This is a genomic window from Sphaerisporangium sp. NPDC049457 (genome assembly GCF_055586705.1).
The window spans coordinates 26,634-50,613 of record NZ_JBVJHR010000005.1; the positions used below are offsets into that span (position 1 = coordinate 26,634).

Here is a 23,980-nt window from a genome sequence, read left to right on the forward strand (position 1 = left end):
CATATGCTCCAGCCGGAAGGAAGCAAACGCCCCCCCCCCCCCCGGGGGGGGGCTCCCCCCCCCCCCCCCCCCCCCCCCCCCCCCCCCCTTCACGTCGTGCCGGTCAGGCGAACAGGGAGCGGCCCCAGTAGTCGCCCGCGTCGCGCAGGCCCGGCGGGCAGGCGAACAGGCCGCTGGAGATGTGCTTGATGTACTCGTTCAGCTTGTCCTTGCGCGCCAGCTCCATCTGGACCGGGACGAACTGCTTGTGCGCGTCGCGCTGGTAGGAGATGAAGAACAGCCCGGCGTCCAGCCGTCCGAGCCCGTCGGAGCCGTCCACGTAGTTGTAGCCGCGGCGCAGCAGGTGGGCGCCGCCGTGCGTGGAGGGGTGGGCGAGCCTGATGTGGGAGTCCATCGGGATCACCGGCGTGCCGTCGGGTTTCTTGGCGGCGAAGTCGATCTCGTCGAACTCCTTCTTCTTGCCCAGCGGCGCGCCCTCGCCCTTGTCGCGGCCGAAGATCTCCTGCTGCTCCGACAGCGAGGTCCGGTCCCACGTCTCGATGTTCATGCGGATCTTGCGGGTGACCATGTAGCTGCCGCCGGCCATCCACGCGGGGCCGTCCCCGGGGGCCACCCACAGGTTGTCCCTGAGCATGGCCGCGTCCTCGAGCTTGAGGTTGTTGGTGCCGTCCTTGAACCCCATGAGGTTGCGCGGGGTGGCCTGGGAGCGCGAGGTGGAGGACGTGCGGCCGAAGCCGAGCTGGGACCAGCGGACCGAGACCTTGCCGAAGCCGATGCGGGCCAGGTTGCGCACCGCGTGCACGGCGACCTGGGGGTCGTGGGCGCACGCCTGGATGCAGATGTCGCCGCCGGAGATCTCGGGCCGCAGGTCCTCACCGGGGAACTTCGGCAGGTCGGCCAGGGCGGAGGGCTTCTTCGCGGCCAGGCCGAACCGGTCGTCGAACAGCGACGCCCCGAAGCCGATGGTGATCGTCAGGCCGGACGCGGGCAGGCCGAGCGCCTCGCCGGTGTCGTCCGGCGGGGCCTCGATCGCGCCGCCGACCGCGCCGAACGTGCCCGCGTCCTTGCCCTGGGTCATCCGCGCGGCCGCCGCCGTCCACTCCTGCAGCACCTCGACCAGTTCGTCGCGCTTCTTGGTGATGACGTCGAAGCTGACGAAGTGCAGGCGGTCCTGCGCGGGGGTGACGATGCCGGCCTGGTGCTCGCCGTAGAAGGACACCGGGTCTGAGGTGGAGGCGGCCGCCGCGGGGGCCGGGCCCTCCATCACGGTGCGGGTGGCGAACGCGCCGGCGCCGGCGGCTGCCACGCCCGCGGCGCCGATGCCGAGCAGCTTGCGCCGGTTGATCTGGGTCATCGTGTCCCCCTCCCGAGGAAGCCGGTCACCTGGCCACCACCGCGGCGACCTTGCTGATCGGCTCGGCCAGGGCGTTGATGGCGTCGGAGAGCTCCTTCAGCTCCTCCTTGGACAGTTCGGTGTGCAGCTTCCACCCGTCACCGTCGCGGTGCTTCTCCAGGGTGGACTCGGCGGCGGCGAACTTCTCGTCGAGGGACTTGGCGAGGGCGGGGTCGCGCTCGTCCAGCACGGGGCGCAGCGCGGCGACGGCCGCCTGCGATCCTTCGAGGTTGGCCGCGAAGTCCCACAGGTCGGTGTGCGAGTAGCGGTCCTCCTCGCCGGTGATCTTGCCGGTCGCGACCTCGTCCAGGAGCTCCTTCGCGCCGTTGGCGAGCTTGAGCGGGGGGACCTTATCGGTGTTGGCCAGCTCGACGATCTTCTTCACGTCGGTCATCAGCTTGTCGGCGACGGGGCCGTCCTTGCTGATGTCCTTGGTGATCCAGAGGTCCTTCTCGATCTTGTGGAAGCCGGTCCACTCTTCGCCCTTGGCCAGATCGCCCTCGCGGGCGTCGATGGCGGGGTCGAGGTCGCCGAAGCTCTCGGCGACCGGCTCGATGCGCTCCCAGTACGTCCGCGCGATCGGGAACAGCGACTTGGCCTTGTCCGCGTCGCCCGCCTTGACGGCGTCCACGAACTCCTGGGTCTTGGTGAGCAGCGCGTCGGTCTGGCTCTTGACGTACCGCTGGTAGTCGCTGCCGGCCTTGGCGAGCTTGGCGTCGTCGCTGAGCGGGACGGCGGCGCCGCTGACCTTCAGCGGGTTGCGGATGCCCTTGCCGATCATGCCGGGCTTGCAGGCCGTCTCGTAGACGCCGGCGGGCAGTTCGATCAGCACCTCGCGGGTGAGGCCGGGGACGATGTTCTCGACCTCTCCCATGACGCGGTCGCCCGCCGCGTAGACGTAGAACTCGGTGACCTTGCTGCCGCCGTTGGTCACGGCGAACGTCGAGGTCCCGGCGGGCAGGTCGGTCACGGAGACCTTGCAGTCGGTGTCGGAGGCGGCGACGCTGATCTTCCCGGGCTTGCCCCCGGCCTGGGCGGCCGAGTCGCCGCCGCCGTCCGTCGACGAACACGCGGTGAGCCCCGCCAAGGCCAGCGCGCCAGCGGTGAGGACGAGGGGGGTACGCATGTTTCTCCAGTTCACGAAGGTGTCGAGGTGTGCGGGACGGATCACGGTGCGAGACGTGATCACGACGAGGTGGAGGCGGCGGCCGCGGACGGGGCGCGGGTGACGTCCTTCTTGCGGGGCGGCACCAGGAAGAGCACCAGCACGGGCACCAGGTAGGCCACCCAGGCGATCGTCTCCAGGACGCTGGGCTGCGGGGTGAAGTTGAACATGCCGTTCAGCAGGGTGGTGTACCAGGCGTCCGGCGGGAGGGCGCCCGACAGGTCGAACGCGGGACCGGTCAGCACCTGCGCCACGCCGGCCTCGATGAGGTCGTGGACGCCGTACTTGAAGATGCCCGCCGCCACGATGATCAGCAGCAGGCCGGTCCAGGTGAAGAACTTGGTGAGGTTGATGCGCAGCGCGCTCGCGTACAGCGCCCAGCCGAGCACGACGGCGGTCGCGAGGCCGAGGAGGATGCCGATGAGCGGAGAGGCGCTGGTGGTGGCGCCCTGGGCGGCGGCGAAGAAGAGCAGCGCGGTCTCCAGGCCCTCGCGCGCGACGGCGAGGAAGGCCATCACGACCACGGCGGTCGCGCCGAGGTTGAGCGCCTCGGTGAGCTTGGCGCGCAGGTCGCCGGACATGCGGCGGGCCGCCGTCCGCATCCAGAAGATCATGAAGGTGACGAACACGGTGGCGGCCAGCGATGCGATCGCGTCGAAGAGCTCGTGCGAGCGTGAGTCGAGGTTGGCGGCGGTGAAGGTCAGCAGCGCGCCGAAGCCGACGGACAGGGCGACGGCGGCGGCCACTCCGCCCCATACGAGCGGCAGCCGGTCCCGCCGGTCGCTCTTGACGAGGAAGGCGACCAGGATGGACACGACAAGGGTCGCCTCAAGGCCCTCGCGCAGACCGATGAGATAACTGGCGAACACCGCTGCTCCCTGATGCTTGCTTAGCCTTACCTAAATTAGGACAGACTTACCTTAGCCTTGGCAAGGGGCGCGGCCGACGGCTGGGGCGTCTCTCCGGGTGCCGCCGCGAGCGGCCCCCGTGTCGCGCACGATTCCCCGAGTCCGGCGCGGGAACGCGCGGGCGCGGGCAAAGAATGCCGGCGGAGACGAGGCGCGGAGCAGGGCGGGCACGCGGCACGCGTTCCGCGCAACGTCATCGCCCGGCGAGGCCGCGTTCAGCGGGGAGGAGGCGTCGAGGAGGCGTCCGCGTGGCTCCGGGGTGACAGTTGACTGGCTCGAGTGCCGTTCGGTGCCGGTGAGCCGGCCTGTCGGGGCTCCGGCGGGCATGCGCGTCGCCGGGACGCCGTGCCCATGCCATGCCGGCGACTTCGGCCATATCGGCCATATCGCGACGGCTCCGGCGCGTACGCCGGATGGAGCCGACGCGAGGACCGGGAGAGTCGATGTGAGGGCCGGGGCGGCGCGCCGGGACAGGGGTCGATCCAACCAGGAACCTGTCCTACATTTCGCCACATCTTGCCTGCGAGGGACGTGGGGGAGGTAATACCCTCAGGTGTGGAACAGGCGGGCGAATCCGTCTTGCGTTCGATCCACTCCATGCCAAGCGAGCACCTGGATACGCTGACATCATGACCACCTCCGGCCGGTCCGCCTCGCGTCGCAGACCCACCCACGTGCTGGCGAACGCCCCATTCCGTCGGCTGTGGACGGCCATGGCGGTCTGCAGCCTGGGTGACTGGCTCAACATCATCGCGATCACCGCGTTCGCCGCGTACCTGACCCAGGGCGCGGGCTACAAGGCGCAGAGCCTCGCCATCGGCGGCGTCTTCATCGTCAAGATGCTGCCCGCCATCGTGCTCGGGCCGCTCGCGGGCGCGTTCGCCGACCGGTTCGACCGGCGCCTCACCATGTTCCTCGCCGACCTGGCGCGCTTCGCGCTGGTGCTGTCGATCCCGCTGGTCGGCAGCTACCAGTGGATCATCATCGCGACGCTCCTGGTCGAGTGCGTCAACCTGTTCTGGGTGCCCGCCAAGGACGCCACGGTCCCGAACCTCGTGCCCAAGGACCGGCTGGAGGAGGCCAACCAGCTCAACCTGCTGGTCACGTACGGCACCGCGCCGGTCGCCGCGGCGCTGTTCGCCGTGCTGTCGGTGAGCGTCGAGGTGCTCGGCAAGGCCGTCCCCAGCATGGCCTGGGAGCCCGCCCATCCCGCGCTGATCGTCAACGCCGTCGCCTACCTGGTCTCCGCGTTCCTGATCTTCACACTGCGGAGCATCCCCAGGGGCCACACCGCCACCGTCGCGGCCCCGTCGGTGTTCCGGCAGATCATCGACGGCTGGCGCTACGTCGGCGCCAACCGCATGGTCCGCGGGCTGGTCATCGGCATGCTCGGCGCGTTCGCCGCCGGCGGCGCGGTCATCGGCGTCGCCAAGATGTACGTCGTCACGCTCGGCGGCGGCGACGCCGCGTACGGCACGGTCTTCGCCGCGGTCTTCGTCGGCATGGCCCTCGGCATCTTCTTCGGCCCCCGCCTGCTGCGCGAGCTGTCCCGGCGGCGCCTGTTCGGGCTGGCGATCGTCACGGCGGGCGTCGTCCTGGCCGGCACCGCGCTGATCCACAACCTCGTGATCGTCGTCATGCTGGTGGTCGCGCTCGGCGCCTGCGCCGGCATCGCCTGGATCATCGGGTACACGCTGATCGGCCTGGAGGTCGAGGACGGCATCCGCGGCCGCACGTTCTCCTTCCTGCAGTCCATGGCCAGGGTGACGCTGCTGCTCGTGGTCGCGGTCGCCCCCGCCCTCGCCGGCGTCTTCGGCGAGCACGTCGTCTCGGTCGGCGCCGGCCTCGACTACGACTTCGACGGCCCGAACCTCGTCATGCTGATCGGGGCGCTGGTCGCGATCGTCGTCGGCGCGCTCGCGCTGCGCCACATGGACGACCGGCGCGACGTGCCCATCGCCTCCGACCTGATGGCCGCCGTCCGCGGCGAGCGGTACGCCCCTGAGCCCGCCGAGCAGGAGCGCGGCATGTTCATCGCCTTCGAGGGGGGCGAGGGGTCGGGCAAGACCACCCAGTCGAGGCTGATCGCCATCTGGCTGCGCGACCAGGGCTTCGACGTGGTCCAGACCCGCGAGCCGGGTTCCACCAAGGTCGGCATGCGGCTGCGGGCGATCCTGCTCGACTCGACGCACCAGGGCCTGTCCGCGCGGTCCGAGACCCTGCTGTACGCGGCCGACCGCGCCGAGCACGTCGAGAAGGTCATCAGGCCGGCCCTGCACCGCGGCGCGATGGTGGTCTGCGACCGATACGTCGACTCCTCGCTGGCCTACCAGGGGGCCGGCCGCGAGCTGGACCAGCAGGACGTCGCCAAGGTGAACTCCTGGGCCACCGGAGGGCTCGTCCCCGACCTCACCGTCCTGATCGACGTGCCGCCGTCGGTGGGGCTGACCCGGATGGCGTCGCCCGCCGACCGCATCGAGGCCGAGCCGCTGCAGTTCCACGAGCGGGTGCGCCGGGAGTTCCGGGCGCTGGCCGCCGCCGAGCCCGACCGGTACCTCGTGGTCGACGGGCAGCGCACGCAGGAGGAGATCTCCGTGCTGATCCAGGACCGCATCCGCGAGATCCTGCCCGACCCGGTCCCTCAGGAGACCGAGGCCATCACCGGCACGATGCCCGCCATCCGCGACTGACTCCACTGATTCCCCTGGCTTCTCCGGCCGCAGATGGATGACCTCCTACAGGCCTGCTCCTCTGAAAGCCGTCTCTGGGCCGTCGTCAGCAGAAGGGCTCGTCTCCATGGGGTCCGCCACAGCCGGTCGCCTTTCCCGGGCAGTTGTCCACCGGCGGTCGCCTCTCTCGGGCAGTTGTCCACAGGCGGCTCGCCATGGCTCACCTCCGGAGCCGGGCGCGGCTAGTCTGGCGTGCGTGACAGTCTTCGACGACCTGGTCGGTCAGGACGAGGCGGCGGGCGTGCTGGGGCGCGCCGCGGCGGCCGCCGCCGACGCCCTCAAAGGAGGGCGCGGGGCCGGCATGACGCACGCCTGGCTGTTCACCGGCCCGCCCGGGTCGGGCCGGTCAGAGGCGGCGCGGGCGTTCGCCTCGGCACTGCTGTGCCCCGACCAGGGGTGCGGCCACTGCGACATGTGCCACCAGGTCGCCATCGGCTCCCATCCCGACGTCGAGACCGTGCGGCCCGAAGGGCTGTCCTACAGCGTCAAGCAGACGCGCGAGCTGGTGCTGCGGGCGGCGGGGGCTCCGACGCTCGGCCGGTGGCGGGTCATCCTCTTCGAGGACGCCGACCGCTCCACGGAGGCCGCGGCGAACGCGCTGCTCAAAGCCATCGAAGAGCCGCCCCCGCGTACGGTGTGGCTGCTGTGCGCGCCATCGCCCGACGACATGGTCATCACCATCCGGTCCCGCTGCCGGGTGGTGACGCTGCGCACTCCGTCCACGGCCGCCGTCGCGCACGTGCTCGCCACGCGCGACAACGTGCCGCCCGAGATGGCCGAGTTCGCGGCGCGGGCCACCCAAGGGCACGTCGAGCGGGCGCGACGGCTCGCCCTCGACGAAGAGGTACGGCGCCGGCGCGAGGCCGTCCTGTCGCTGCCGCGCTCGCTCACCGGCGTCGGCGAGTGCGTCGACGCCGCCGAACGCCTGGTCAAGACCTCGGCTGAGGACGCCGAGGAGGCCACCTCCCACCTCAACGAGGCCGAGACCACCGAGCTGCGCAAGATCTACGGCGAGGGCTCGTCGGGCAAGGGGCTCAACAGAGGGCTGGTGCGGGGCGGCGCCGGGGCGGTCAAAGAGCTGGAGGACCGCCAGAAGTCACGCGCGACGCGCATCAAGCGCGACTCCTTGGACGCCGCGCTCCTGGACCTGGTCTCCTTCTACCGCGACGTCCTCGCCGTGCAGTTCGGGGCCGAGGTCGAGCTGTCCACCGAAGACCGCAGGAACGACCTCGCCGCGCTGGCACGGTCGAGCTCCCCTGAGGACACCTTGCGCCGCATCGACGCCATCATGCTCTGCCGCGAACGGCTGGCCACGAACGTCAACCCCCAGATCGCCGTCGAGGCCATGACCATCTCCCTCTGGCACCCCCACCTCTGACGTGCGACCGCGGCCCTCGCGAAAATCGGGACGGTCCTGTGGTCGCGGTCGTCCCCGACGCCTCACCTCCTGATCACCTCCTGAGCTGCGCTGGAACGAATGGTTGACTCTCGCGTCCGATTGGCGCGTAATGTGGGCCGGAAGCGCGTGAGTGCTGCCGTATTCGGACGAGACGGCGAGGAGGCGGAGGCGTTCCGTGGGCATGATCATGGCGGTGAGTTTCACCCGTTACGGAAGGCTCTACTACCTCGATCCGGGCGAGCACACTCCCAAGGTCGGCGACAAGGTCCTCGTCCCGACCGACGCAGGACCCGAGGTGGCCGAATGCGTCTGGGCGCCGCAGTGGGTCAGTGACGACATCGAAGGCCTGCCCGTCTGCGCGGGCATGGCCGGCGAGCAGCACGTCGAGCGGGACGAGGGCAACCGGCGCCGGCGCGCCGAGGCCCGCAGCGTGTCCAAGCGCCTCATCAAGCGGCACGAACTGCCCATGAAGATCGTCGGCGTCGACTACCTCGACGCCGAGAACGTCTACACGGTGTACTTCTCCGCTCCGCACCGGGTGGACTTCCGCGCGCTCGTCCGCGATCTCGCCCGCAACCTGCGGGCCCGTGTGGAGCTGCGGCAGATCGGCCCGCGCGACGAGGCCCGCCTGCAGGGCGGCATCGGCCCCTGCGGCCGCGACCTGTGCTGCGCCACGTTCCTCAAGGACTTCGAACCCGTCTCCGTCCGTATGGCCAAGGACCAGGATCTTCCGGTCAATCCCCTGCGCATCGCCGGGGCGTGCGGCCGGCTGATGTGCTGCCTGAAGTACGAGCACCCGCTGTACCAGGAGTTCCGCGCCTCAGCCCCGCGTGTGGGCCTGGCGGTGGACACTCCCGAGGGGGAGGGCACGGTCGTCGGGCACAACGTGCCGTCCGACTCGGTCGTCGTCCGCCTGAACGACGGCGGCCGCCGATGCGCCTGCTCCCGCGCCAGCGTGTGCGCCCCGCGCAAGCAGCACGACGCGATGTACACCGAGGGGTAGCCGACTCACCCTCCCCGCCCGGCGCGCCCACCGGGCGGCCGTTCACTCGAAGGCCGACGCAGTCCCACGAAGGCCGGGCGCGGGGTGATCGTCCTGTGCGCACGCGTGGCATGGAAATCCGCGGCCGTATCCCCGAATGTCACAACAGGTCGATCCCCGTTCAAGAACCGGTCAACAGTCGCACAGGGAAAATGCCGCACCTGCGGGGCTTCATACGTGATGGGCGCGGAGCCCGGCGGAGCACCCCGCGAAGCGGATACCGTCGAGGAGTGAAAGGCCACCGGGGCGGGGTACAACGTAAGCGCCGCGCGGTTGATCATCGCGCGGGCGTACGGGGGACGGCAGCCAGACCGGACGGTACAGGGGTCCGCCGGCCATCGGCGACCGGGGCAGGCAGGCCCGGCGCGACGAAAAGGCTCTACAACGGGGGATAGGGGTAGGCGCGATGATGCGCTTTTCCGGCGGTAGCCGTACGGCCACCGCACTTGTGGCGGCGACGCTGTTCGCCTCGGCCTGCTCGGCGACGGGCGAAACAGGCGGCTCCTCGGGCGGTTCGCCGGCCGATCCCCCCGCCGCGACACAGGCCGGCGGAGAGGCCACCAAGGCGCCCTCCGCCGCACTCGCGCCCTTCTACACGCAGAAGATCACGTGGGCGCCGTGCAAGGACAACTTCCAGTGCGGCAAGCTCGAGGTGCCGCTGGACTACGCCGACCCGTCCGGCGACCGCATCCAGATCAGCGTGATCCGCCTCCCCGCCACCGGGAAAGACCGCATCGGCTCCGTCATCCTCAACCCCGGCGGCCCGGGAGGATCCGGCATCGAGTACGCCCGCGCCGCCAAGACCGTGCTGACACCATCGATCCTGTCCCGGTTCGACACCGTCGGCTTCGACCCGCGCGGCGTCGGCGAGTCCGCGCCGGTCCACTGCCTCTCCGGCCCCCAGCTCGACAAGTTCATCGGCCTGGACGGCACCCCGGACGACTCGGCCGAGGTCAAGGCGCTGGCCAAGGGCGCCAAGGAGTTCGCTGAGGGGTGCGAGGCCAAGTCCGCCAAGCTCCTCCCGCACGTCGGCACCGCGGACGCGGCCCGCGACATGGACGTCCTGCGCGCCGCACTCGGCGACCGGGGCATGACCTACCTGGGCAAGTCGTACGGCACGTACCTGGGCGCCGTCTACGCCGACCTGTTCCCGCAGAAGGTCCGCGCCCTGGTGCTGGACGGCGCCATCGACCCGGCCCTGGCGCCGGTCCCGACGGTCAACGCCGCCCAGGCGCGCGGCTTCGAGGTGGCGTTCCGCTCGTTCCTCGCCGACTGCTTCAACCAGACCTCCTGCCCCTTCTCTCCCAAGAACACCGACTCGGCGCTCGCGCAGCTGTCGACCCTGCTCAAGAACGCCGACCAGCGTCCGCTGCGCAACAACACCGGCGACGACCGCAAGATCGACGAGTCGTGGGCGACCCTCGGCATCGTGACCGCCCTCTACGACAAGCGTTCCTGGCCCGTACTGCGCACCGCTCTCAGCCAGGCCTTCCGCGGCGACGGCACCATCCTGCTCAGGCTGGCCGACATCCTGGTCGACCGGCACCAGGACGGCAGCTACTCCAACCAGACCGAGGCCAACATGGCCGTCAACTGCGTGGACCATCCGTACCCGCGCGACACCGCCGCCTACGAGAACGCCGCCCGCGCGGCGCAGAAGGAATCCCCGCACTTCGGCGCGTACGTGATGTGGGGCTCCCTGCCGTGTGAATACTGGCCGGTCAAGTCGACGGGCGCAGACAAGCCGCTGCGGGCCGCCGGCTCGCCTCCCATCCTGGTCGTCGGCACCCAGCGCGACCCCGCGACGCCGTACGAGTGGGCCAAGGCGCTGGCCTCGCAGCTGTCCTCCGGCGTGCTCCTCAGCTACGACGGCGACGGCCACACGGCCTACCGCACCGGCTCCGCCTGCATCGACGCCGCCGTCGACCGCTATCTGCTGACCCAGACCACTCCCAAGTCCGGCACCCTCTGCCCCAAGGTCACCTGACCGCCGATCGCCCGCCTGGCAGCGGCGTGAGCAAGAACGCCCGGAAACCTGTAGACTTCCACACGCTGCGGCTCCCTTCGCGCAGCACGCCGCCTTAGCTCAGTCGGCCAGAGCGACGCACTCGTAATGCGTAGGTCAAGGGTTCGATTCCCTTAGGCGGCTCGGTGCTCTGACCAGCAAAGACCCCCTGGAGATGATCTCCAGGGGGTCTTTCGTGTGACAGGGATCGTTGACAGGGGAGACGGTGCGAGATCCCCGGTCAGGATCAGATATCGAACGCGCCGGCGCGTAGGCCGTCGACGAACGTGCGCCAGGCGCCCCGGCTCACCTGGTGGAGGAGCCCGGCGGGTGCGGGGTGAGGTGTTTTGAGCTGGCGTTGAGGTGGGTCGGGTAGACGTAGGGGTTATGGAGCGGCCCGACAAGGTGCTCGTCGTGGACGACGAGCCGAACATTCTCGCTCTGCTGTCGCAGACGCTGCGCCTGGTGTCGTTCGACGTGCGGACGGCGGAGTGCGGAAACGATGCGTTGAGGGCCGCGGCGGCGTTCGAGCCCGACATCGTGGTGCTCGACGTGATGCTGCCCGACCTGGACGGGTTCGAGGTGGCGCGCAGGCTGGGCGCGGTGCCCGTGCTGTTCCTGACCGCGCGGGACACGGTCGAGGACAGGGTGCAGGGGCTGAGCCTCGGCGCGGACGACTACGTCACCAAGCCGTTCAGCCTTGAGGAGGTGGTCCTGCGGATCAGGGCCATCCTGCGCCGGAGCCGGGCGGCGGGGCCGTCCAAGGACCGGCTGCTCAGGTACGCCGATGTGGAGCTGGACCCGGACGCGCACGAGGTGCGGCGCGGCGGCGTCTCGGTGGAGCTGTCGCCCACCGAGTTCAACCTGCTGGCCTACCTGCTCGCCAACGCCGGACGGGTGGTGAGCAAGTCGCAGATCCTCGACAGCGTCTGGCGGTACGACTTCGGCGGCGACTCGAGCATCGTCGAGTCCTACGTCTACTACCTGCGCAAGAAGATCGACCGCTGGGATCCCCCGCTGATCCACACCGTGCGCGGGGTCGGGTACACGCTTCGGCTGCCGAGATAGGGGGACGCGTGAGAACGCCTGGCCGCTGGAGCCTGCGAGCCCGGTTGGTGGTGGCGGCGGTGGCGCTGACCGGTGTCGGGCTGGTGCTGGCCAACGCGGCCGGCCTGGCGCTGCTGCAGAACTACCTGGTGAAACGGTTGGACGATCAGCTCCACGCCACCGGGGCGACCGCCACGTCGGAAATCATGATGAAGGGCGACAAGGAGTCGGCGTCACCGGTGTCCGAGCCCCGCCTGAAGGTGGACTGGGCGCCGGGGGGCGAGCGGAAGATCGTCGAGAGGATGGTCGGCGAGCGGGGCTTCTACTTCTTCGCCCCCGGGGGGAAGCTGGCCGCCGAGTTCTCAAGACAGACCTCGAACCGGCCGGACCTCGGCTCCTTGGAGAAGCTCCGGAGGGGCGAGCCGTACACGGTGCCCGGCATCGACGGACCGTCCTGGCGTGTGCTGGCGGTCGACGTCCCGGACGGCGGGACCGTCGTGGTGACGGCTTCGCTGGCCGAGGTCGAGGCGACGCGGCGGTGGCTGATGGCCATCGACGCAGGTGTCATGGCGGCGGTGCTGCTGCTGCTCGGCCTGGCCGCCGCCGCTCTGGTGCGCATCGGCATGCGTCCCCTGACCAGGATGGAGGAGACCGCCGCGCTGATCTCCGCCGGTGACTTCGGCCGCCGGGTGCCGGTGACCGGCCCGCACACCGAGCCGGGTCGCCTCGGGGTCGCGATGAACGTGATGCTCGACCGGGTCGAGGCGGAGATCGCCGCGCGGGTCGAGTCCGAGGCGCGGATGCGCCAGTTCCTCGCCGACGCCTCACACGAGCTCCGTACCCCGCTGACCTCGGTGCGGGGCTTCGCCGAGCTGTACCGCAGAGGTGGCGCGCCGCCGGGACCGCCGATGGACGAGACCATGCGCAGGATCGAGGACGAGGCGGGGCGCATGGGCTTGCTGGTGAACGACCTGCTCATGCTGGCCCGCCTTGACGAGGAACGTCCCCTCGACAGGCGTCCCGTCGATCTGCTGGAGATAGGGGTCGAGACGGTACGTGACGCGCGGGCACGTCACCCCGAGCGGCGGATACGGCTCACCGGGCTCGACTCGGCGCTGAGCCCGGTCATGGTGCTGGGCGACGATGCCCGGTTGCGGCAGGTGGCGGCCAATCTGGTGGCCAACGCGCTCGCGCACACCCCGAAGGACGCGGACATCACGCTCAGGGTCGGCGCCGGTACGGCCGCCGCCGCACCGGTGGCCGCGCTCGGCGCCGAGTTCCGCGGCCCGCGGACCTTGGGGGTGCTGGAGGTGTGCGACACCGGGCCGGGAATCCACAAGGACCACGCTCCGCGTGTCTTCGAGCGGCTCTACCGGGTCAGCCAGAGCCGCTCTCGCTCCGACGGCGGGGCAGGGCTCGGGCTCGCGATCGTGGCCGGAATCGTCAAGGCGCACGGCGGCAGGGCCGAGCTCCAGACCGCCCCGGGGGAGGGCGCCACCTTCCGCGTCCTGCTCCCGCTCGCCGATTCCGAGGTGCCTCCGAGGTAGCTCGGGGGTCGTTCCGATCCACGGCGAGCAGCATCGGCGGCATGAGAAGAACACTCGTGGCGGTGACGCTACTCGCGCTCGCCGCCGGATGCGGACAGGCTCCGGTCTCCTCCGGTGGGGTCGCGTCGGTGCGGAGCACGAAGTCCGCTTCCCAGACCGCCGGCGCTTCGCCGGCCGTCTCGCTGGACCCCGAGGAAAGAGGCAGGAAGTTCGCTCAGTGCATGCGGGACCACGGTGTCGACATGCCCGATCCCGAGACCAACGGGGGCAGAACGGAATACAAGGTCCCCGGGCGCTCCGGCAAGGTCGACGAGGCCATGGAAGCCTGCCGCGAGTGGGGCCCGCGCGGGGCGGGGAACCGTCCGATATCGCCGGAGGACCAGGAGATGGCGCGGGCCTACACCCGGTGCATGCGCGACAACGGCGTCGACATGCCCGACCCGGACTTCTCCAAGGGCGGCATCAGGATCGGCGGCCGCGGCGGCAAGATCAAGGTGGACGACCCGGCGTTCAAGAGGGCCGAGGAGGCATGCAAGGACAAGCTGCCCGGTAAGAGCGGATCCTTCAAGTGAGCGACCTGCGCACCGGGACTCCTCTGAGCTCGACGGACGAACCGGAGGCGCCTTCGCGCCGCCGCGGGAGGGGCAAGGCGGTCGCCACGGCCGTCGGCGGCGCGTTGCTGCTCTGCGCCGGGGTGGCCGCCGCGGTCGGCGTCGGAGGCGACACCGGCACGCCCGTCGCCCGGCGCACCCCACCGGCGGTCGCCCAGGTCACCCGTACCACGCTCACCGAGACCAAGACCGTCGACGGCACCCTCGGTTACGGCGGCACCGCCACGGTCCTGGCCTCGGGCGCGCAGGGAAGGATCACCTGGCTGCCGTCCCCCGGCGCCGTGGTCACCAGGGGCCAGGGCGTCTACAAGGTCGACGAACGGCGGGTTCCGCTCCTGTACGGGAGCACACCCCTGTACCGCACACTCCAGAACGGGGTGGAGGGCAAGGACGTCAAGCTGCTGGAGACCAACCTGGCCAAGCTCGGCTACGACGGCTTCACCGTGGACGGCGAGTTCACCTGGAGCACCAGCCAGGCGGTGGAGCGATGGCAGGACGACATCGGCGTCCCGGTGACCGGGCGGGTCGAGCCCGGCGCCGTCGTGGTGCACGCCGGCGCGTTACGGGTCGCCGCGCTCAGGACCGCGCCCGGCAGCCCGGCCGGCGGTCCCGTGCTGACCTGCACCGGCACGACCCGCCAGGTGACCGTGCCGCTGGACGTCGCCGACCGGCATCTGGTCAGGAAGGGCATGAAGGCGACCGTGGAACTGCCGGACGGCGCCACCGTGCCCGGCACCGTGAAGGACATCGGCAAGGTGGCCACCGAGACCACCGTCCAGGACGAGACCACGACCACGATCGATGTGGTCGTCGCCGTCCGCGGCGGCAAGAAGCTCAGGACGTACGACACCACGCCGGTGGACGTCACGATCGTCGCCTCGCGACGCGAGGGCGTGCTCGTCGTCCCGGTCAACGCCCTGCTCGCGCTGGCGGAGGGCGGGTACGGAGTCCAGGTCGTGGAGGGCACGGCCACCCGGTACGCGGCGGTGAGGACCGGTATGTTCGCCGACGGCAAGGTCGAGGTCACCGGAATCGGCGAGGGCACGACCGTGGTGGTGCCCAAGTGATCGCCGAACCCGGCAGAACGGGCGGGCTCGCCGGTGACGCCGACCTCATCGTCCGGCTCGGCCAGGTCAGCAAGCTCTACGCCGGAGACGTGGCCGCCCTGCGCGGGGCCACCATGGAGATCGGGTACGGCGAACTGGTCGGCATCGTGGGCCCTTCGGGCTCCGGCAAGTCCACGATGCTGAACATGATCGGCACGCTGGACCGGCCGTCCGGTGGCACCGTGCGCATCGCGGGCCACGACGTCGCGGCGCTCTCCGACCGGCAGCTGTCCGCGCTGCGCGCGAGCGCCATCGGCTTCGTCTTCCAGCAGTTCCACCTGGCGGCGGGAGTACCGGTGCTGGACAACGTGGCCGACGGGTTGCTCTACTCGGGCGTCTCCGTGAAGCGGCGGCGCAGGCGGGCGAAGGAGGCGCTGCGCCAGGTGGGCCTCGCACACCGCCTCGACCACCGGCCGCACGAACTGTCAGGCGGCGAGCGGCAGCGCGTCGCCATCGCCCGCGCCGTGGCCGGCGAGCCCCAACTGCTCCTCGCCGACGAACCGACGGGCAACCTCGACTCCACGTCCGGCGCCGCCGTGATGAGTCTGCTGCGCGAGCTCAACCATGGCGGCACCACCGTCGTGGTCATCACCCATGACCGGGACATCGCGGCGAGTCTCCCCCGCCGGATCGAGATGCTCGACGGGCGTGTCGTCCACGACTCCCACACCAGGCAGGTGCCGGCATGAGAAGCGACCCCGTAGCGGGCGGTGACCGTCCCGTCCGAGAACGGGCGCGCGCCGGCGACGCCGTCCGGGACCGGACAGGTGGCATGCCGGCCGTCCCCGCGGGCCGGCGCGGCGTCCGGCTGACCGCCGCCCGGCTGAGCCCGCGCGACGTGATCAGAGTAGGTGGGGCGGGGCTGAGGTCCCGGCCGCTGCGGGTGTTCCTGTCGGCCCTCGGAATCGCGATCGGCATCGCCGCGATGCTCGGCGTGGTCGGCATCTCCGCCTCCAGCCAGGAGGACCTCAACCGGCAGCTCTCCGCGCTCGGCACCAATCTGCTCACCGTCTCACCCGGCGACGACATGTTCGGCCAGGGGTCCCACCTGCCCGCCGAGGCGGAAGGCATGATCGGCCAGATCGCCCCGGTGATCTCGGTGACCGCCACCGGGGCCACCAGCGCCAAGGTCTACCGCAACGACCGCATCCCGGCCGGGGAATCCGGCAGCATCACGGTCCAGGCCGCCCGTCTCGACCTGCTCAGGGGCGTCGGCGCGACGGTCGTCAGCGGCACGTGGCTCAACGGGGCCACCCACCGTCACCCCGCGGTGGTCCTCGGATCGAGGACGGCCGACCGGCTCGGCGTCGTCGAGGCGGGACCTGAGCAGCGCGTCTGGCTCGGCGGCCAGTGGTTCACCGTCGTCGGCGTGCTCGCCCCGGTGGCGCTCACCCCCGAACTCGACGTCTCCGCCCTGGTGGGCTGGCCGGTGGCCGAGGAACGGCTGGGCTTCGACGGCTACCCGACGACCGTCTACACCCGGGCCGAGGAGCGGCACGTGGTCGAGGTCCGCGACGTGCTGGCCGTCTCGGCCAACCCCGAGCACCCCGACGAGGTCGACGTCTCGCGGCCCTCAGACGTGCTCGCCGCCAAGCAGGCCACCGACGCGACGCTGAACGCGCTGCTCCTTGGCCTGGGCGGTGTCGCGCTGCTCGTCGGCGGGGTCGGCGTGGCCAACACCATGGTGATATCGGTGCTGGAGCGGCGCGCGGAGATCGGCCTGCGCCGCTCCTTGGGCGCCACCCGGGGACAGATCCGGCTGCAGTTCCTGGCCGAGTCGCTCCTGCTGTCGGCCATCGGGGGCGTCGGCGGCGTGATGCTCGGCATCGGTGTGACCATGCTGTACGCCACCTCCCAGGGATGGCCGTCGGTCATCCCGATCTGGGCGATGGCCGGTGGTGTGGTCGCCACGTTGGTGATCGGCGGCATCGCGGGGTTCTACCCGGCGGTCCGCGCGGCCCGCATGTCACCGACCGAGGCGCTCGCCATCTCGTGACGAGCCGTACGGTGGCCGCGGTCGCGAGACCCGACGGCCGTCCCCGTCGGCGCACGGACGCGAGGTGGTCACAGGCTCCGCCGACGGAACGCCGCCAGGTCCAGGGTTCGGCTCCCGCAGGCCGCTCCAGCCCGAAGCCCCTTCCCTCGCGCTTTCCGGTCATCGCCTGGGAGAGTCAGTGGGCTGGGATCGTCACCGCGTGGTGTCGACGATGAGGGTGTAGTCCACGCCTGTGTGGAATTCGCCGGAGGATCCGCGGATGGTCAGGATGTGACGGCCAGGGGGCGGCGGTTGGAGGCGCACCCAGATGCCGCAGGCGTAAGAAGTGTCCGTTCCCTCTTCGCCTGTCAGTGGGTTGTCCGCCACTCCGGTCACGGCGACGTTGTCTTCCTCCAGCCGTTCAGGCGTGACGGGCCTGCCGTCGAGGGTGGCGCCGCCTTCGGCGGTGGCCATGAACTCCTCGCATGACGCCTTGGAGTCGGCCAGATTCACCAGCGGGAACACCAGTGGCTGCCCCGCGGGAACCCTGCACGTCCGCCGTAGGGTACCGCCGAAGGTTCCGGCGAGGAACCACACGTCCTCGGGCTGGTTCCGGTCGCAGAACCGCCCCGTCGTGTCCGACACGGGATTGGTGCTCCCGCCTTCCGAGGCCGCCCAAGTCCACCAGCGTCCCTGGATGGACTCTGCCGACGAGGCCGCCGGTTTCGGCGAGTTCACTTCGCCTGCGCTGTCCTGTACGGCCGGCCCGCAACCGGCGAGGAGACCAACGGCCAGCAATGCCGGCATGGCAGTCTTGAGGGGCATTCGGTGATCATAGAGCGATGGGCAGGTGCCGGCCTGCCTGTTGGAAGTTTCGCGGGTGCGCGAGCGAGGCGGGTGGGTGGGCGACCCGTGTGCGGAGTGGTGTCGAGTAGGTCACTCCGCGGGGCGGGCTTCCAGGTGCTCTGTCAGTGGCGGGCCTGGGCTGCGGCCCGCGGGGGGATACTCGCAGTCGAGCTGGCTGACGTCCACGTCCCTGCTGCTGTTCCAGCCCGCGCCTTCCTGTGACGTGTAGACGAAGGTGCACGCTCTGCCGTGCGAGTCGCTGAAGTTCGAGACGTAGATCTCGTCGTCCTGGGCGCACCCCGTCAACGTGAGTGCGGCCACTCCGAGTCCTGCCAACCACTTCGCAGCGCTTCGGCCGGTCATGCCCGGATTTTACGTTCGGCGGCAGGGTCGTGTCAGGACTGGGATCGGAACGGCCCCCGAAGCCGGGGGGCGTTCCGTGCGACGTGATGGTCAGGAGCGTGTTCCGGCCGGTGTGGAGGGCGTGGGCCGCGCGGGCTTGCGCTGGATCTTGCTCTCGTCGACGAGGGTGTTATGGAAGGACCTGACCAGCCACTGACCGGCCCTCTTGACGACGATGCTCGTGTTGACGGACATGGTGTTCGGATGACAGGCGGTCTCCGCGCCCACGAACACGCATCCCTTGCGGACGATGAGCGCGGTCGAGGGCGAGAGCATGTCGATGCGCTCTTCGATGGTGTGGATGCGGCTGTTCTTGAGCTGCTTGCGCAGGAAGCCGTCGTACCGCTCGGCTATCACCTCGCGGGTGTGCATGTGCTCGCCGGTGACGTTCACGAAGTCGGCGTCGGGCGTGTAGGTCGCGGCGTACGCCTTGGCGTCGCCCCGCGCCCATGCCTGGGCCTGCCGCTGGTAGAGCTGGTTGAGGGCGGCGCGCTCGGTGTCGCCCGCCGGTCCCGCGCGCGAACCGGACCACGCCGCGACCGGGGTGACGTCTGTCGGGGTGACGGCCGCCGTGGCGGCTCCGCTCGCCGGTGCGGCGGCCGCTGGGAATGCCGCGACGCCGCCCATCGCCAGCGCGAGCCCGCCCAGGGTCGCCAGCCGGATCCTTGGTCTCACGAATTGCCGAATGCCCATGGTCTCGCCCGTCCGAAGTACGTCTGAGGCAGATGTATAACTCCTGCCTGCGATGTCGAACGGCGTAACGCGACTTACCGTGAAGTCGCCCCAAAGATATGACCGTGCGTGTCTGCTGCGGCCCCGTCCGGCTGGTCTAGTCGATCCAGATGACGATGCCCGTCATGCCGTTGAGCACGGCCGCGACGCCGGCGCGGAGGGCGCGGTCGGCGCGTTCGGGGGTGAAGGTCGCGGGATCGTACTTCGAGGACATGCCGAGTCCTTCGCCACGGAACGACGCGCCGGTCCAGTCGGCGGCGGTGACGTTCGCGGTGGGCTCGGCCAGTTCCGCGCCGAGCACGAGGAACCGCTGGCCGAGGTGGCTCGGGGTGACCATGGCGAGCGGGTCGACGAGGTCGTTGCCGGCGCTGATGACCAGGTCGGGCGCAAGGGCGATCGCCGCGCCGACGCTCTTGACGTACTCCTCCGGCCGCGTGGCCGTGACGGTTTTGAGGCTGACGCGTTCCTGCTCCGCCCATTCCGTCACGGCGTTCACCAGTGTCCTGGTCTGCGGGTCCTTGCCCGCGGTGAGCAGCACCACCCGGTAGCCCTCCGAGGGCCGGCTTCGGTCCCATGAGCCGGGCCGGGGCGTGATCGTCGCCTCCGGGGCGGGCGGTGCGGCCGGGTCGAAGAACCCCGGGCCGAGGGCGCCGGCGGTGGGCTTGGCGTGCGGCCGGGACCAGTCGTCGTTCGAGCCGCACCCACTGAGCATGAGTACGGCGGTCGCGACCGCCACGGCCTGCATGCCGGCGGGCAGAAGCCGTGAGCGCATAGGGATCGTCCTTCGGAGCGGTGGCGGGGGAGGTGCGCCTACTTCCTATCCCATCATCTGGGCGGTTTTCGACACAAAGACCGGTTTCGCCGGATTGGGTTCGCTGCCGGTTCCCGCGTGAGTCGCCGCTCGTTCACCTGGGCTGAGCAGAGTGCGTTCGCCAACCCGAAGGAGTCACATGTCCCGCGCCGCCCGGCGTCGTGCCTGTGCCGTCGTCGCCGCGGTAGCCGTGGCCGTTCTGCTCAGCGCCCTACCCGCTTTCGCCCATGGATTCAGCTCGACCGTGTACGTCGACCTGACCGCGCCCAGTGCCGGCCACGTCCGCGCGAAGCTCGGGCTGGAGTACGACCTGTTCGTCGTCTCGGCCGCCGACACGGAGAAGGACGATCCGCTCTTCCGGACGGGCACCGCGGCCTTCGAGGCCGGCGACGCGGCGGGACAGGCGGCCGCGCTCCGCGCCCACGCCGGCTCGGCCGTCGCGTACGTGACCCGGCGCTTCGGCGTCGCGGCCGAAGGCCGGGCGTGCGCTCCGGTCCGGGACGGCGACTTCGCGATCGAGCGACGCGAGGGCGTCCCGTACGCGCTGCTGGTCCTCGACTACCGGTGCCCGGCGTCCGCCGAGGCGCACGAGGTGCGCAGCGGGCTGTTCCCGGACTCCGAGGGCTACGTGCGCGACAGCAAGACGGTGGTGACCTACGACCTCGACCTGACCTCGGGAAGCGCCGCTCTCGACGCCGCGCACGCGTCGTTCTCCACGCGGCAGTCGTGGGGCGAGCGGTTCTGGGAGTTCTTCCGGCTCGGGGCCGAGCACCTGCTCACCGGGCTCGACCACATCCTGTTCCTGCTCGCGCTCATCGCGGGGTCGCGCCGCCTGCGCGAGATCGTGCTGGCGGCGACGACGTTCACGCTCGCCCACTCGGTGACCTTCGTCTTCGCCGCCCTCGGCCTGGTGCGGGCGCCCGCGGCGTTCGTCGAGCCCGTCATCGCGCTGTCGATCGCGGTCGTCGCCGGGTGGCACCTGTGGCGGGTCTGGCGACGCCGATCGCACGCCACGGACCTGCCGACGTCGGGTCACGGCCATCTCAGCCTGGACCGCGCGGGCTGGACGCGGCTCGCGGTGGTCTTCTGCTTCGGCCTGGTGCACGGGCTCGGCTTCGCCGCGGCGCTGGGCATCGAGCAGGCCTTCTCGTGGCGGCTGCTGTGGTCGCTGCTCGTCTTCAACCTGGGCATCGAGGGCGTCCAGCTGGCGATCATCATGGTCGTCTTCCCGCTGCTCGCCCTGCTGCGTCGTCGCCGGCCCGTCGCGGGGCTGTGGACGACCGGGGCGATCGCGGCGGGCGTGTCGGTGATGGGCCTGGTGTGGTTCGCGCAGCGCGTGCTCGGGTTGTGAGACCGCGTCACAACTTCCGGTAAGCGCAACAGTGCGCCCGTTCCGTGTTCACCTCCGGGACACCCGCCCTCTAAACCATGACAAAGCTCCATAACACCCTCAAATGGATGGAAACCTGATGAAGCTCGACAAGCAGCCGCAGATCCCCGGGTCTGTTCGTCGCCGGCTGGCCGTGGGCGCCACTGCGGCGGTCATGGGCGTCGGCGCGGTGCTCGGCGGCGGCCTGGCGGCCGCGGCGCACGCCGACGCCACCACGATCACCGCCATCATCCTCGGCGTGGGCGCCGACGAGTCGCAGCGCGTCGTGTCGTGGTACTCCTCGGCCAACGTCGCGCAGGTGGTGCAGGTCGCGCCGGCCTCCCAGGTCGTCAACGGCGAGTTCCCGAAGAAGGTCGTCACCTTCCCGGCCACGGTCGCCGCGAACAAGGTCAACGGGGGCTTCAACGCCCACGCCGTCATCGACGGTCTGAAGCAGAACACCGCGTACTCCTACCGCGTCGGCACCAAGGGCGCCTGGTCGAAGGCGTACTCCTTCAAGACCCAGAACTTCAACGGCAACAGCTTCGACTTCCTGTTCTTCGGCGACCCGCAGATCGGCTCGTCCGGCAACACCGCGATGGACGGCGCCGGCTGGGCGGACACCCTGAACGTCGCCACCGCCGCCAACCCGAAGGCCGAGCTGCTCGTCTCGGGCGGCGACCAGGTCGAGAGCGCCAACACCGAGAACCAGTGGGACGCGTTCCTCGCCTCCGACAAGCTGCGCCAGTACCCGTGGGCGGCCACCATCGGCAACCACGACGTCGGCGGCAAGGCGTACGAGCAGCACAACTGGACGCCGAACACCGACCGTTCCGCGCCGTACTACAACGGCGACGCGAACACCCGGTCGGGCGGCGACTACTGGTTCATGTACAAGAGCGTGCTGTTCATCGACATCAACAGCAACGCCTACGCCAACGGCTCCGACGCCGCGCACATCGGCTACATCACCGACGTGGTCAAGCAGCACGGCGCCAAGGCCAAGCACACGGTGCTCGTGTACCACCACTCGATCTACTCGCCGGCCAGCCACGCGAACGACGGCGACAACAAGGTGCGCCGCGAGGACTTCCCGACCGCCTTCTCCAAGCTCGGCGTCGACCTGGTCCTGCAGGGTCACGACCACAGCTACTCCCGCAGCTACGTGATCAAGAACGGCAAGAAGGCCGACAAGGACGAGCAGCCCGGCGCGGCCGAGGTCGTCAAGGGCCCGGGCGGCGTCATCTACGTGACGGCGAACTCCGCGTCCGGGTCGAAGTACTACAACATCACCGCTCCGAACACCACCAAGGACCCGAACTACGGCCCCGACCCGCTCAACCCCAAGAGCCACTGGGCCAACTCGGTCGAGAACCAGGAGCACGTCCGCACCTACGTGAAGGTCGAGGTGCGCGGCGGCAAGCTGGTCGTCGAGAACCTCCGCAGTGGCACCTGCGCCGCGCCCAACGCGGCGGTGGAGCTCGGCCAGGAGTCGTGGTGCGGCCCGAACGACGGCGCCGGCGCCGCCCAGCCGGTCGGCTCGACCGTCGACAAGGTGGTCATCCACACCAGCGCCGACGAGGCCGACGAGAAGCAGCCGGCCGCGGACGAGGCCTCCTGGCTGCAGTAGCCGCCCGGCAGCGGTTCCGGGGACGCGCACGCTCACCGCGCTGAGCCTCATCCGGACCGCTCCCGCCCGGTGGGGTGGGCGCCGTGCCGGCGTCCGCCCCACCACACGCGTTCCACCGCCATTCCGAGCACCGCCCGAGGACCACCAGATGCCCAGACCGCCTACGACCACAACAGCATGCCGAGCCCGCACCCGGTCCGCCGGAGGCCTGGCCACGGCCACTGTCGTGGTGCTGCTCGCCGCGCTCGGCCTCCTCGGATCGGTGGCGGGACCCGCCGCGGCGGCGGACGGCGACCCCTCCTGGACGGTCGGCACCGCCGACGGCGACTTCGGGTCCGGCCGGCGGAACTACGGCTACACCCTCGACCCGGGCGGGACGCTCAAGGACGGTCTCGTGGTCGCCAACCACGGCGCCGCACCGCTCCGCCTCGCCGTGTACGCCGCCGACGCCTTCACCGCCGAGGACGGCGCGCTCGACCTGGTCGCCAAGGACGCCAGGTCGACGGGGGTGGGCGCGTGGGTCCGCCCGGACCGGCCCGAGGTGACCGTCGGTCCCGGCGAGTCGGCCGTGGTGCCGTTCACCGTCACGCTTCCGGGCGACGTCGCGCCCGGCGAGTACATGGGCGGCATCGTCACCTCGCCCGCGGAGGACGGCGCGGCGGCCGGGGCCGGCGCGGACCGGCGCGCCGGCATCAGGATCCGGCTGCGGGTGGGCGGAGAGCTCAGGCCGAGCCTGTCGGCGGAGGACGTGCGCGTGCGCTACGCGGGCACGCCCAACCCCTTCGGGAAGGGCGACGCCACCGTGAGCTACACGATCCGCAACACCGGCAACGTCATCCTCTCGGCGCGGCAGACGGTGTCGGTCTCGGGACCCTTCGGGCGCCTGGCCGTCCGCGCGGTGCGGATCGACAACTCTCCCCAACTCCTCCCGGGAGACACCTGGAAGGTGTCGATGCCCGTGCGCGGAGCGGTACCCGCGCTGAGACTGACGGGGAAGGTCACGCTCGTCCCGCTCATCACCGACGCGGCGGGCTCGGTAGCGCCGCTCGCCGCCGTCGAGACCACGGCGCACACCTGGACCATCCCCTGGGCGCCGCTGCTCGTCATCGTCGTCCTCTGCGGACTCGTCGCCGCGGGGCAGGCCCTCCGGCGCCGCCGCGGTGCTGCGCAGGGCCACGATGTGAAGGGCCACGATGTGAAGGGCCACGAGGCGGCCTCAACCGGCCCGCGTTCTTGATCGTCCCGCGGCCCGACACCCGGGTC

20 protein-coding genes and 1 tRNA gene are annotated in these 23,980 nt (G+C 70.8%); 14 read left to right on the plus strand and 7 right to left on the minus strand.

Features of this window, described 5'->3' with window-relative positions:
• Positions 1–103 precede the first annotated feature (103 nt).
• From efeB to efeU, 3 genes are read right to left on the minus strand one after another with little or no spacing between them, the layout of a single operon-like run.
• Positions 104–1,354, minus strand: coding sequence for an iron uptake transporter deferrochelatase/peroxidase subunit (gene efeB, locus ACZ6QO_RS09455; protein WP_465849216.1), 1,251 nt, complete (start codon positions 1,352–1,354; stop codon positions 104–106).
• Positions 1,355–1,379: 25 nt separating this feature from the next.
• On the minus strand, positions 1,380–2,519 hold the full coding sequence (gene efeO / locus ACZ6QO_RS09460; RefSeq protein WP_465849218.1) for an iron uptake system protein EfeO: 1,140 nt from the start codon (positions 2,517–2,519) through the stop codon (positions 1,380–1,382).
• A gap of 59 nt (positions 2,520–2,578) precedes the next feature.
• Positions 2,579–3,427 carry an iron uptake transporter permease EfeU gene (efeU, locus tag ACZ6QO_RS09465; RefSeq protein WP_465849220.1) on the minus strand — a complete coding sequence of 283 codons (849 nt, stop codon included), beginning with the start codon at positions 3,425–3,427 and terminating at the stop codon, positions 2,579–2,581.
• A gap of 668 nt (positions 3,428–4,095) precedes the next feature.
• On the opposite strand from efeU, the gene tmk reads away from it, so the two are divergent.
• The 11 genes from tmk to ACZ6QO_RS09520 all read left to right on the plus strand — a co-directional run bounded on the left by tmk (position 4,096) and on the right by ACZ6QO_RS09520 (position 16,948).
• Positions 4,096–6,156: a dTMP kinase gene (gene tmk, locus ACZ6QO_RS09470; protein ID WP_465849222.1), complete on the plus strand. Its 2,061-nt coding sequence runs from the start codon at positions 4,096–4,098 to the stop codon at positions 6,154–6,156.
• A 235-nt stretch (positions 6,157–6,391) separates the two neighbouring features.
• Positions 6,392–7,573 (plus strand): DNA polymerase III subunit delta', encoded by a 1,182-nt coding sequence (locus ACZ6QO_RS09475; RefSeq protein ID WP_465849223.1) that lies wholly within the window; start codon positions 6,392–6,394, stop codon positions 7,571–7,573.
• A 208-nt stretch (positions 7,574–7,781) separates the two neighbouring features.
• Positions 7,782–8,597 carry a PSP1 domain-containing protein gene (locus tag ACZ6QO_RS09480; RefSeq protein ID WP_465849685.1) on the plus strand — a complete coding sequence of 272 codons (816 nt, stop codon included), beginning with the start codon at positions 7,782–7,784 and terminating at the stop codon, positions 8,595–8,597.
• Positions 8,598–9,042: 445 nt separating this feature from the next.
• Positions 9,043–10,623, plus strand: a complete 1,581-nt coding sequence (locus ACZ6QO_RS09485; protein WP_465849225.1) for an alpha/beta hydrolase — start codon at positions 9,043–9,045, stop codon at positions 10,621–10,623.
• Positions 10,624–10,711: 88 nt separating this feature from the next.
• Positions 10,712–10,785: transfer RNA gene (locus ACZ6QO_RS09490), tRNA-Thr, on the plus strand.
• Positions 10,786–11,028: 243 nt separating this feature from the next.
• Positions 11,029–11,709, plus strand: a complete 681-nt coding sequence (locus ACZ6QO_RS09495; RefSeq protein WP_465849226.1) for a response regulator transcription factor — start codon at positions 11,029–11,031, stop codon at positions 11,707–11,709.
• Between the two features lie 8 nt (positions 11,710–11,717).
• The gene (locus tag ACZ6QO_RS09500) at positions 11,718–13,235 is read left to right on the plus strand and encodes a sensor histidine kinase (protein ID WP_465849227.1); all 1,518 of its coding nucleotides are present in this window, start codon (positions 11,718–11,720) and stop codon (positions 13,233–13,235) included.
• A gap of 41 nt (positions 13,236–13,276) precedes the next feature.
• Positions 13,277–13,807 (plus strand): hypothetical protein, encoded by a 531-nt coding sequence (locus tag ACZ6QO_RS09505; protein ID WP_465849229.1) that lies wholly within the window; start codon positions 13,277–13,279, stop codon positions 13,805–13,807.
• The gene (locus ACZ6QO_RS09510) at positions 13,804–14,913 is read left to right on the plus strand and encodes a peptidoglycan-binding protein (RefSeq protein WP_465849231.1); all 1,110 of its coding nucleotides are present in this window, start codon (positions 13,804–13,806) and stop codon (positions 14,911–14,913) included. Before ACZ6QO_RS09505 ends, ACZ6QO_RS09510 begins: the two co-directional genes overlap by 4 nt.
• Positions 14,910–15,641 carry an ABC transporter ATP-binding protein gene (locus tag ACZ6QO_RS09515; RefSeq protein WP_465849233.1) on the plus strand — a complete coding sequence of 244 codons (732 nt, stop codon included), beginning with the start codon at positions 14,910–14,912 and terminating at the stop codon, positions 15,639–15,641. The genes ACZ6QO_RS09510 and ACZ6QO_RS09515 overlap by 4 nt, the downstream gene beginning before the upstream one ends.
• A complete protein-coding gene (locus tag ACZ6QO_RS09520) occupies positions 15,638–16,948 on the plus strand; it encodes an ABC transporter permease (RefSeq protein WP_465849235.1) in 1,311 nt (436 codons plus the stop codon). The genes ACZ6QO_RS09515 and ACZ6QO_RS09520 overlap by 4 nt, the downstream gene beginning before the upstream one ends.
• Before the next feature lie 192 nt (positions 16,949–17,140).
• Here ACZ6QO_RS09520 and ACZ6QO_RS09525 read toward each other — a convergent pair whose 3' ends face one another.
• The 4 genes from ACZ6QO_RS09525 to ACZ6QO_RS09540 form a co-directional block, all read right to left on the minus strand.
• The gene (locus ACZ6QO_RS09525) at positions 17,141–17,752 is read right to left on the minus strand and encodes a signal protein (protein WP_465849236.1); all 612 of its coding nucleotides are present in this window, start codon (positions 17,750–17,752) and stop codon (positions 17,141–17,143) included.
• Between the two features lie 111 nt (positions 17,753–17,863).
• Positions 17,864–18,136 carry a hypothetical protein gene (locus ACZ6QO_RS09530; RefSeq protein WP_465849238.1) on the minus strand — a complete coding sequence of 91 codons (273 nt, stop codon included), beginning with the start codon at positions 18,134–18,136 and terminating at the stop codon, positions 17,864–17,866.
• A 90-nt stretch (positions 18,137–18,226) separates the two neighbouring features.
• The gene (locus tag ACZ6QO_RS09535) at positions 18,227–18,850 is read right to left on the minus strand and encodes an SgcJ/EcaC family oxidoreductase (protein WP_465849240.1); all 624 of its coding nucleotides are present in this window, start codon (positions 18,848–18,850) and stop codon (positions 18,227–18,229) included.
• A gap of 154 nt (positions 18,851–19,004) precedes the next feature.
• Positions 19,005–19,679 (minus strand): type 1 periplasmic-binding domain-containing protein, encoded by a 675-nt coding sequence (locus ACZ6QO_RS09540; protein WP_465849241.1) that lies wholly within the window; start codon positions 19,677–19,679, stop codon positions 19,005–19,007.
• Positions 19,680–19,857: 178 nt separating this feature from the next.
• Here ACZ6QO_RS09540 and ACZ6QO_RS09545 point away from each other — a divergent pair, with 178 nt between their 5' ends.
• The 3 genes from ACZ6QO_RS09545 to ACZ6QO_RS09555 all read left to right on the plus strand — a co-directional run bounded on the left by ACZ6QO_RS09545 (position 19,858) and on the right by ACZ6QO_RS09555 (position 23,954).
• On the plus strand, positions 19,858–21,069 hold the full coding sequence (locus tag ACZ6QO_RS09545; RefSeq protein ID WP_465849243.1) for a HupE/UreJ family protein: 1,212 nt from the start codon (positions 19,858–19,860) through the stop codon (positions 21,067–21,069).
• 118 nt (positions 21,070–21,187) lie between these two features.
• Positions 21,188–22,717: a purple acid phosphatase family protein gene (locus ACZ6QO_RS09550; RefSeq protein ID WP_465849244.1), complete on the plus strand. Its 1,530-nt coding sequence runs from the start codon at positions 21,188–21,190 to the stop codon at positions 22,715–22,717.
• A gap of 148 nt (positions 22,718–22,865) precedes the next feature.
• Positions 22,866–23,954, plus strand: a complete 1,089-nt coding sequence (locus ACZ6QO_RS09555; protein ID WP_465849246.1) for a hypothetical protein — start codon at positions 22,866–22,868, stop codon at positions 23,952–23,954.
• The last annotated feature ends 26 nt before the right edge of the window (positions 23,955–23,980 follow it).

What these genes read in the sequence shown, in the direction of transcription:
- ACZ6QO_RS09480 (WP_465849685.1), top strand. Translation starts at nt 7,782, where the DNA reads ATGGCGGTGAGTTTCACCCGTTACGGAAGGCTCTACTACCTCGATCCG.
- tmk (WP_465849222.1), top strand. Translation starts at nt 4,096, where the DNA reads ATGACCACCTCCGGCCGGTCCGCCTCGCGTCGCAGACCCACCCACGTG.
- ACZ6QO_RS09485 (WP_465849225.1), top strand. Translation starts at nt 9,043, where the DNA reads ATGATGCGCTTTTCCGGCGGTAGCCGTACGGCCACCGCACTTGTGGCG.
- ACZ6QO_RS09545 (WP_465849243.1), top strand. Translation starts at nt 19,858, where the DNA reads ATGTCCCGCGCCGCCCGGCGTCGTGCCTGTGCCGTCGTCGCCGCGGTA.
- ACZ6QO_RS09505 (WP_465849229.1), top strand. Translation starts at nt 13,277, where the DNA reads ATGAGAAGAACACTCGTGGCGGTGACGCTACTCGCGCTCGCCGCCGGA.
- efeB (WP_465849216.1), bottom strand. Translation starts at nt 1,354, where the DNA reads ATGACCCAGATCAACCGGCGCAAGCTGCTCGGCATCGGCGCCGCGGGC.
- efeO (WP_465849218.1), bottom strand. Translation starts at nt 2,519, where the DNA reads ATGCGTACCCCCCTCGTCCTCACCGCTGGCGCGCTGGCCTTGGCGGGG.
- ACZ6QO_RS09555 (WP_465849246.1), top strand. Translation starts at nt 22,866, where the DNA reads ATGCCCAGACCGCCTACGACCACAACAGCATGCCGAGCCCGCACCCGG.
- ACZ6QO_RS09495 (WP_465849226.1), top strand. Translation starts at nt 11,029, where the DNA reads ATGGAGCGGCCCGACAAGGTGCTCGTCGTGGACGACGAGCCGAACATT.
- ACZ6QO_RS09525 (WP_465849236.1), bottom strand. Translation starts at nt 17,752, where the DNA reads ATGCCCCTCAAGACTGCCATGCCGGCATTGCTGGCCGTTGGTCTCCTC.
- ACZ6QO_RS09520 (WP_465849235.1), top strand. Translation starts at nt 15,638, where the DNA reads ATGAGAAGCGACCCCGTAGCGGGCGGTGACCGTCCCGTCCGAGAACGG.
- ACZ6QO_RS09530 (WP_465849238.1), bottom strand. Translation starts at nt 18,136, where the DNA reads ATGACCGGCCGAAGCGCTGCGAAGTGGTTGGCAGGACTCGGAGTGGCC.
- ACZ6QO_RS09550 (WP_465849244.1), top strand. Translation starts at nt 21,188, where the DNA reads ATGAAGCTCGACAAGCAGCCGCAGATCCCCGGGTCTGTTCGTCGCCGG.
- ACZ6QO_RS09540 (WP_465849241.1), bottom strand. Translation starts at nt 19,679, where the DNA reads ATGCGCTCACGGCTTCTGCCCGCCGGCATGCAGGCCGTGGCGGTCGCG.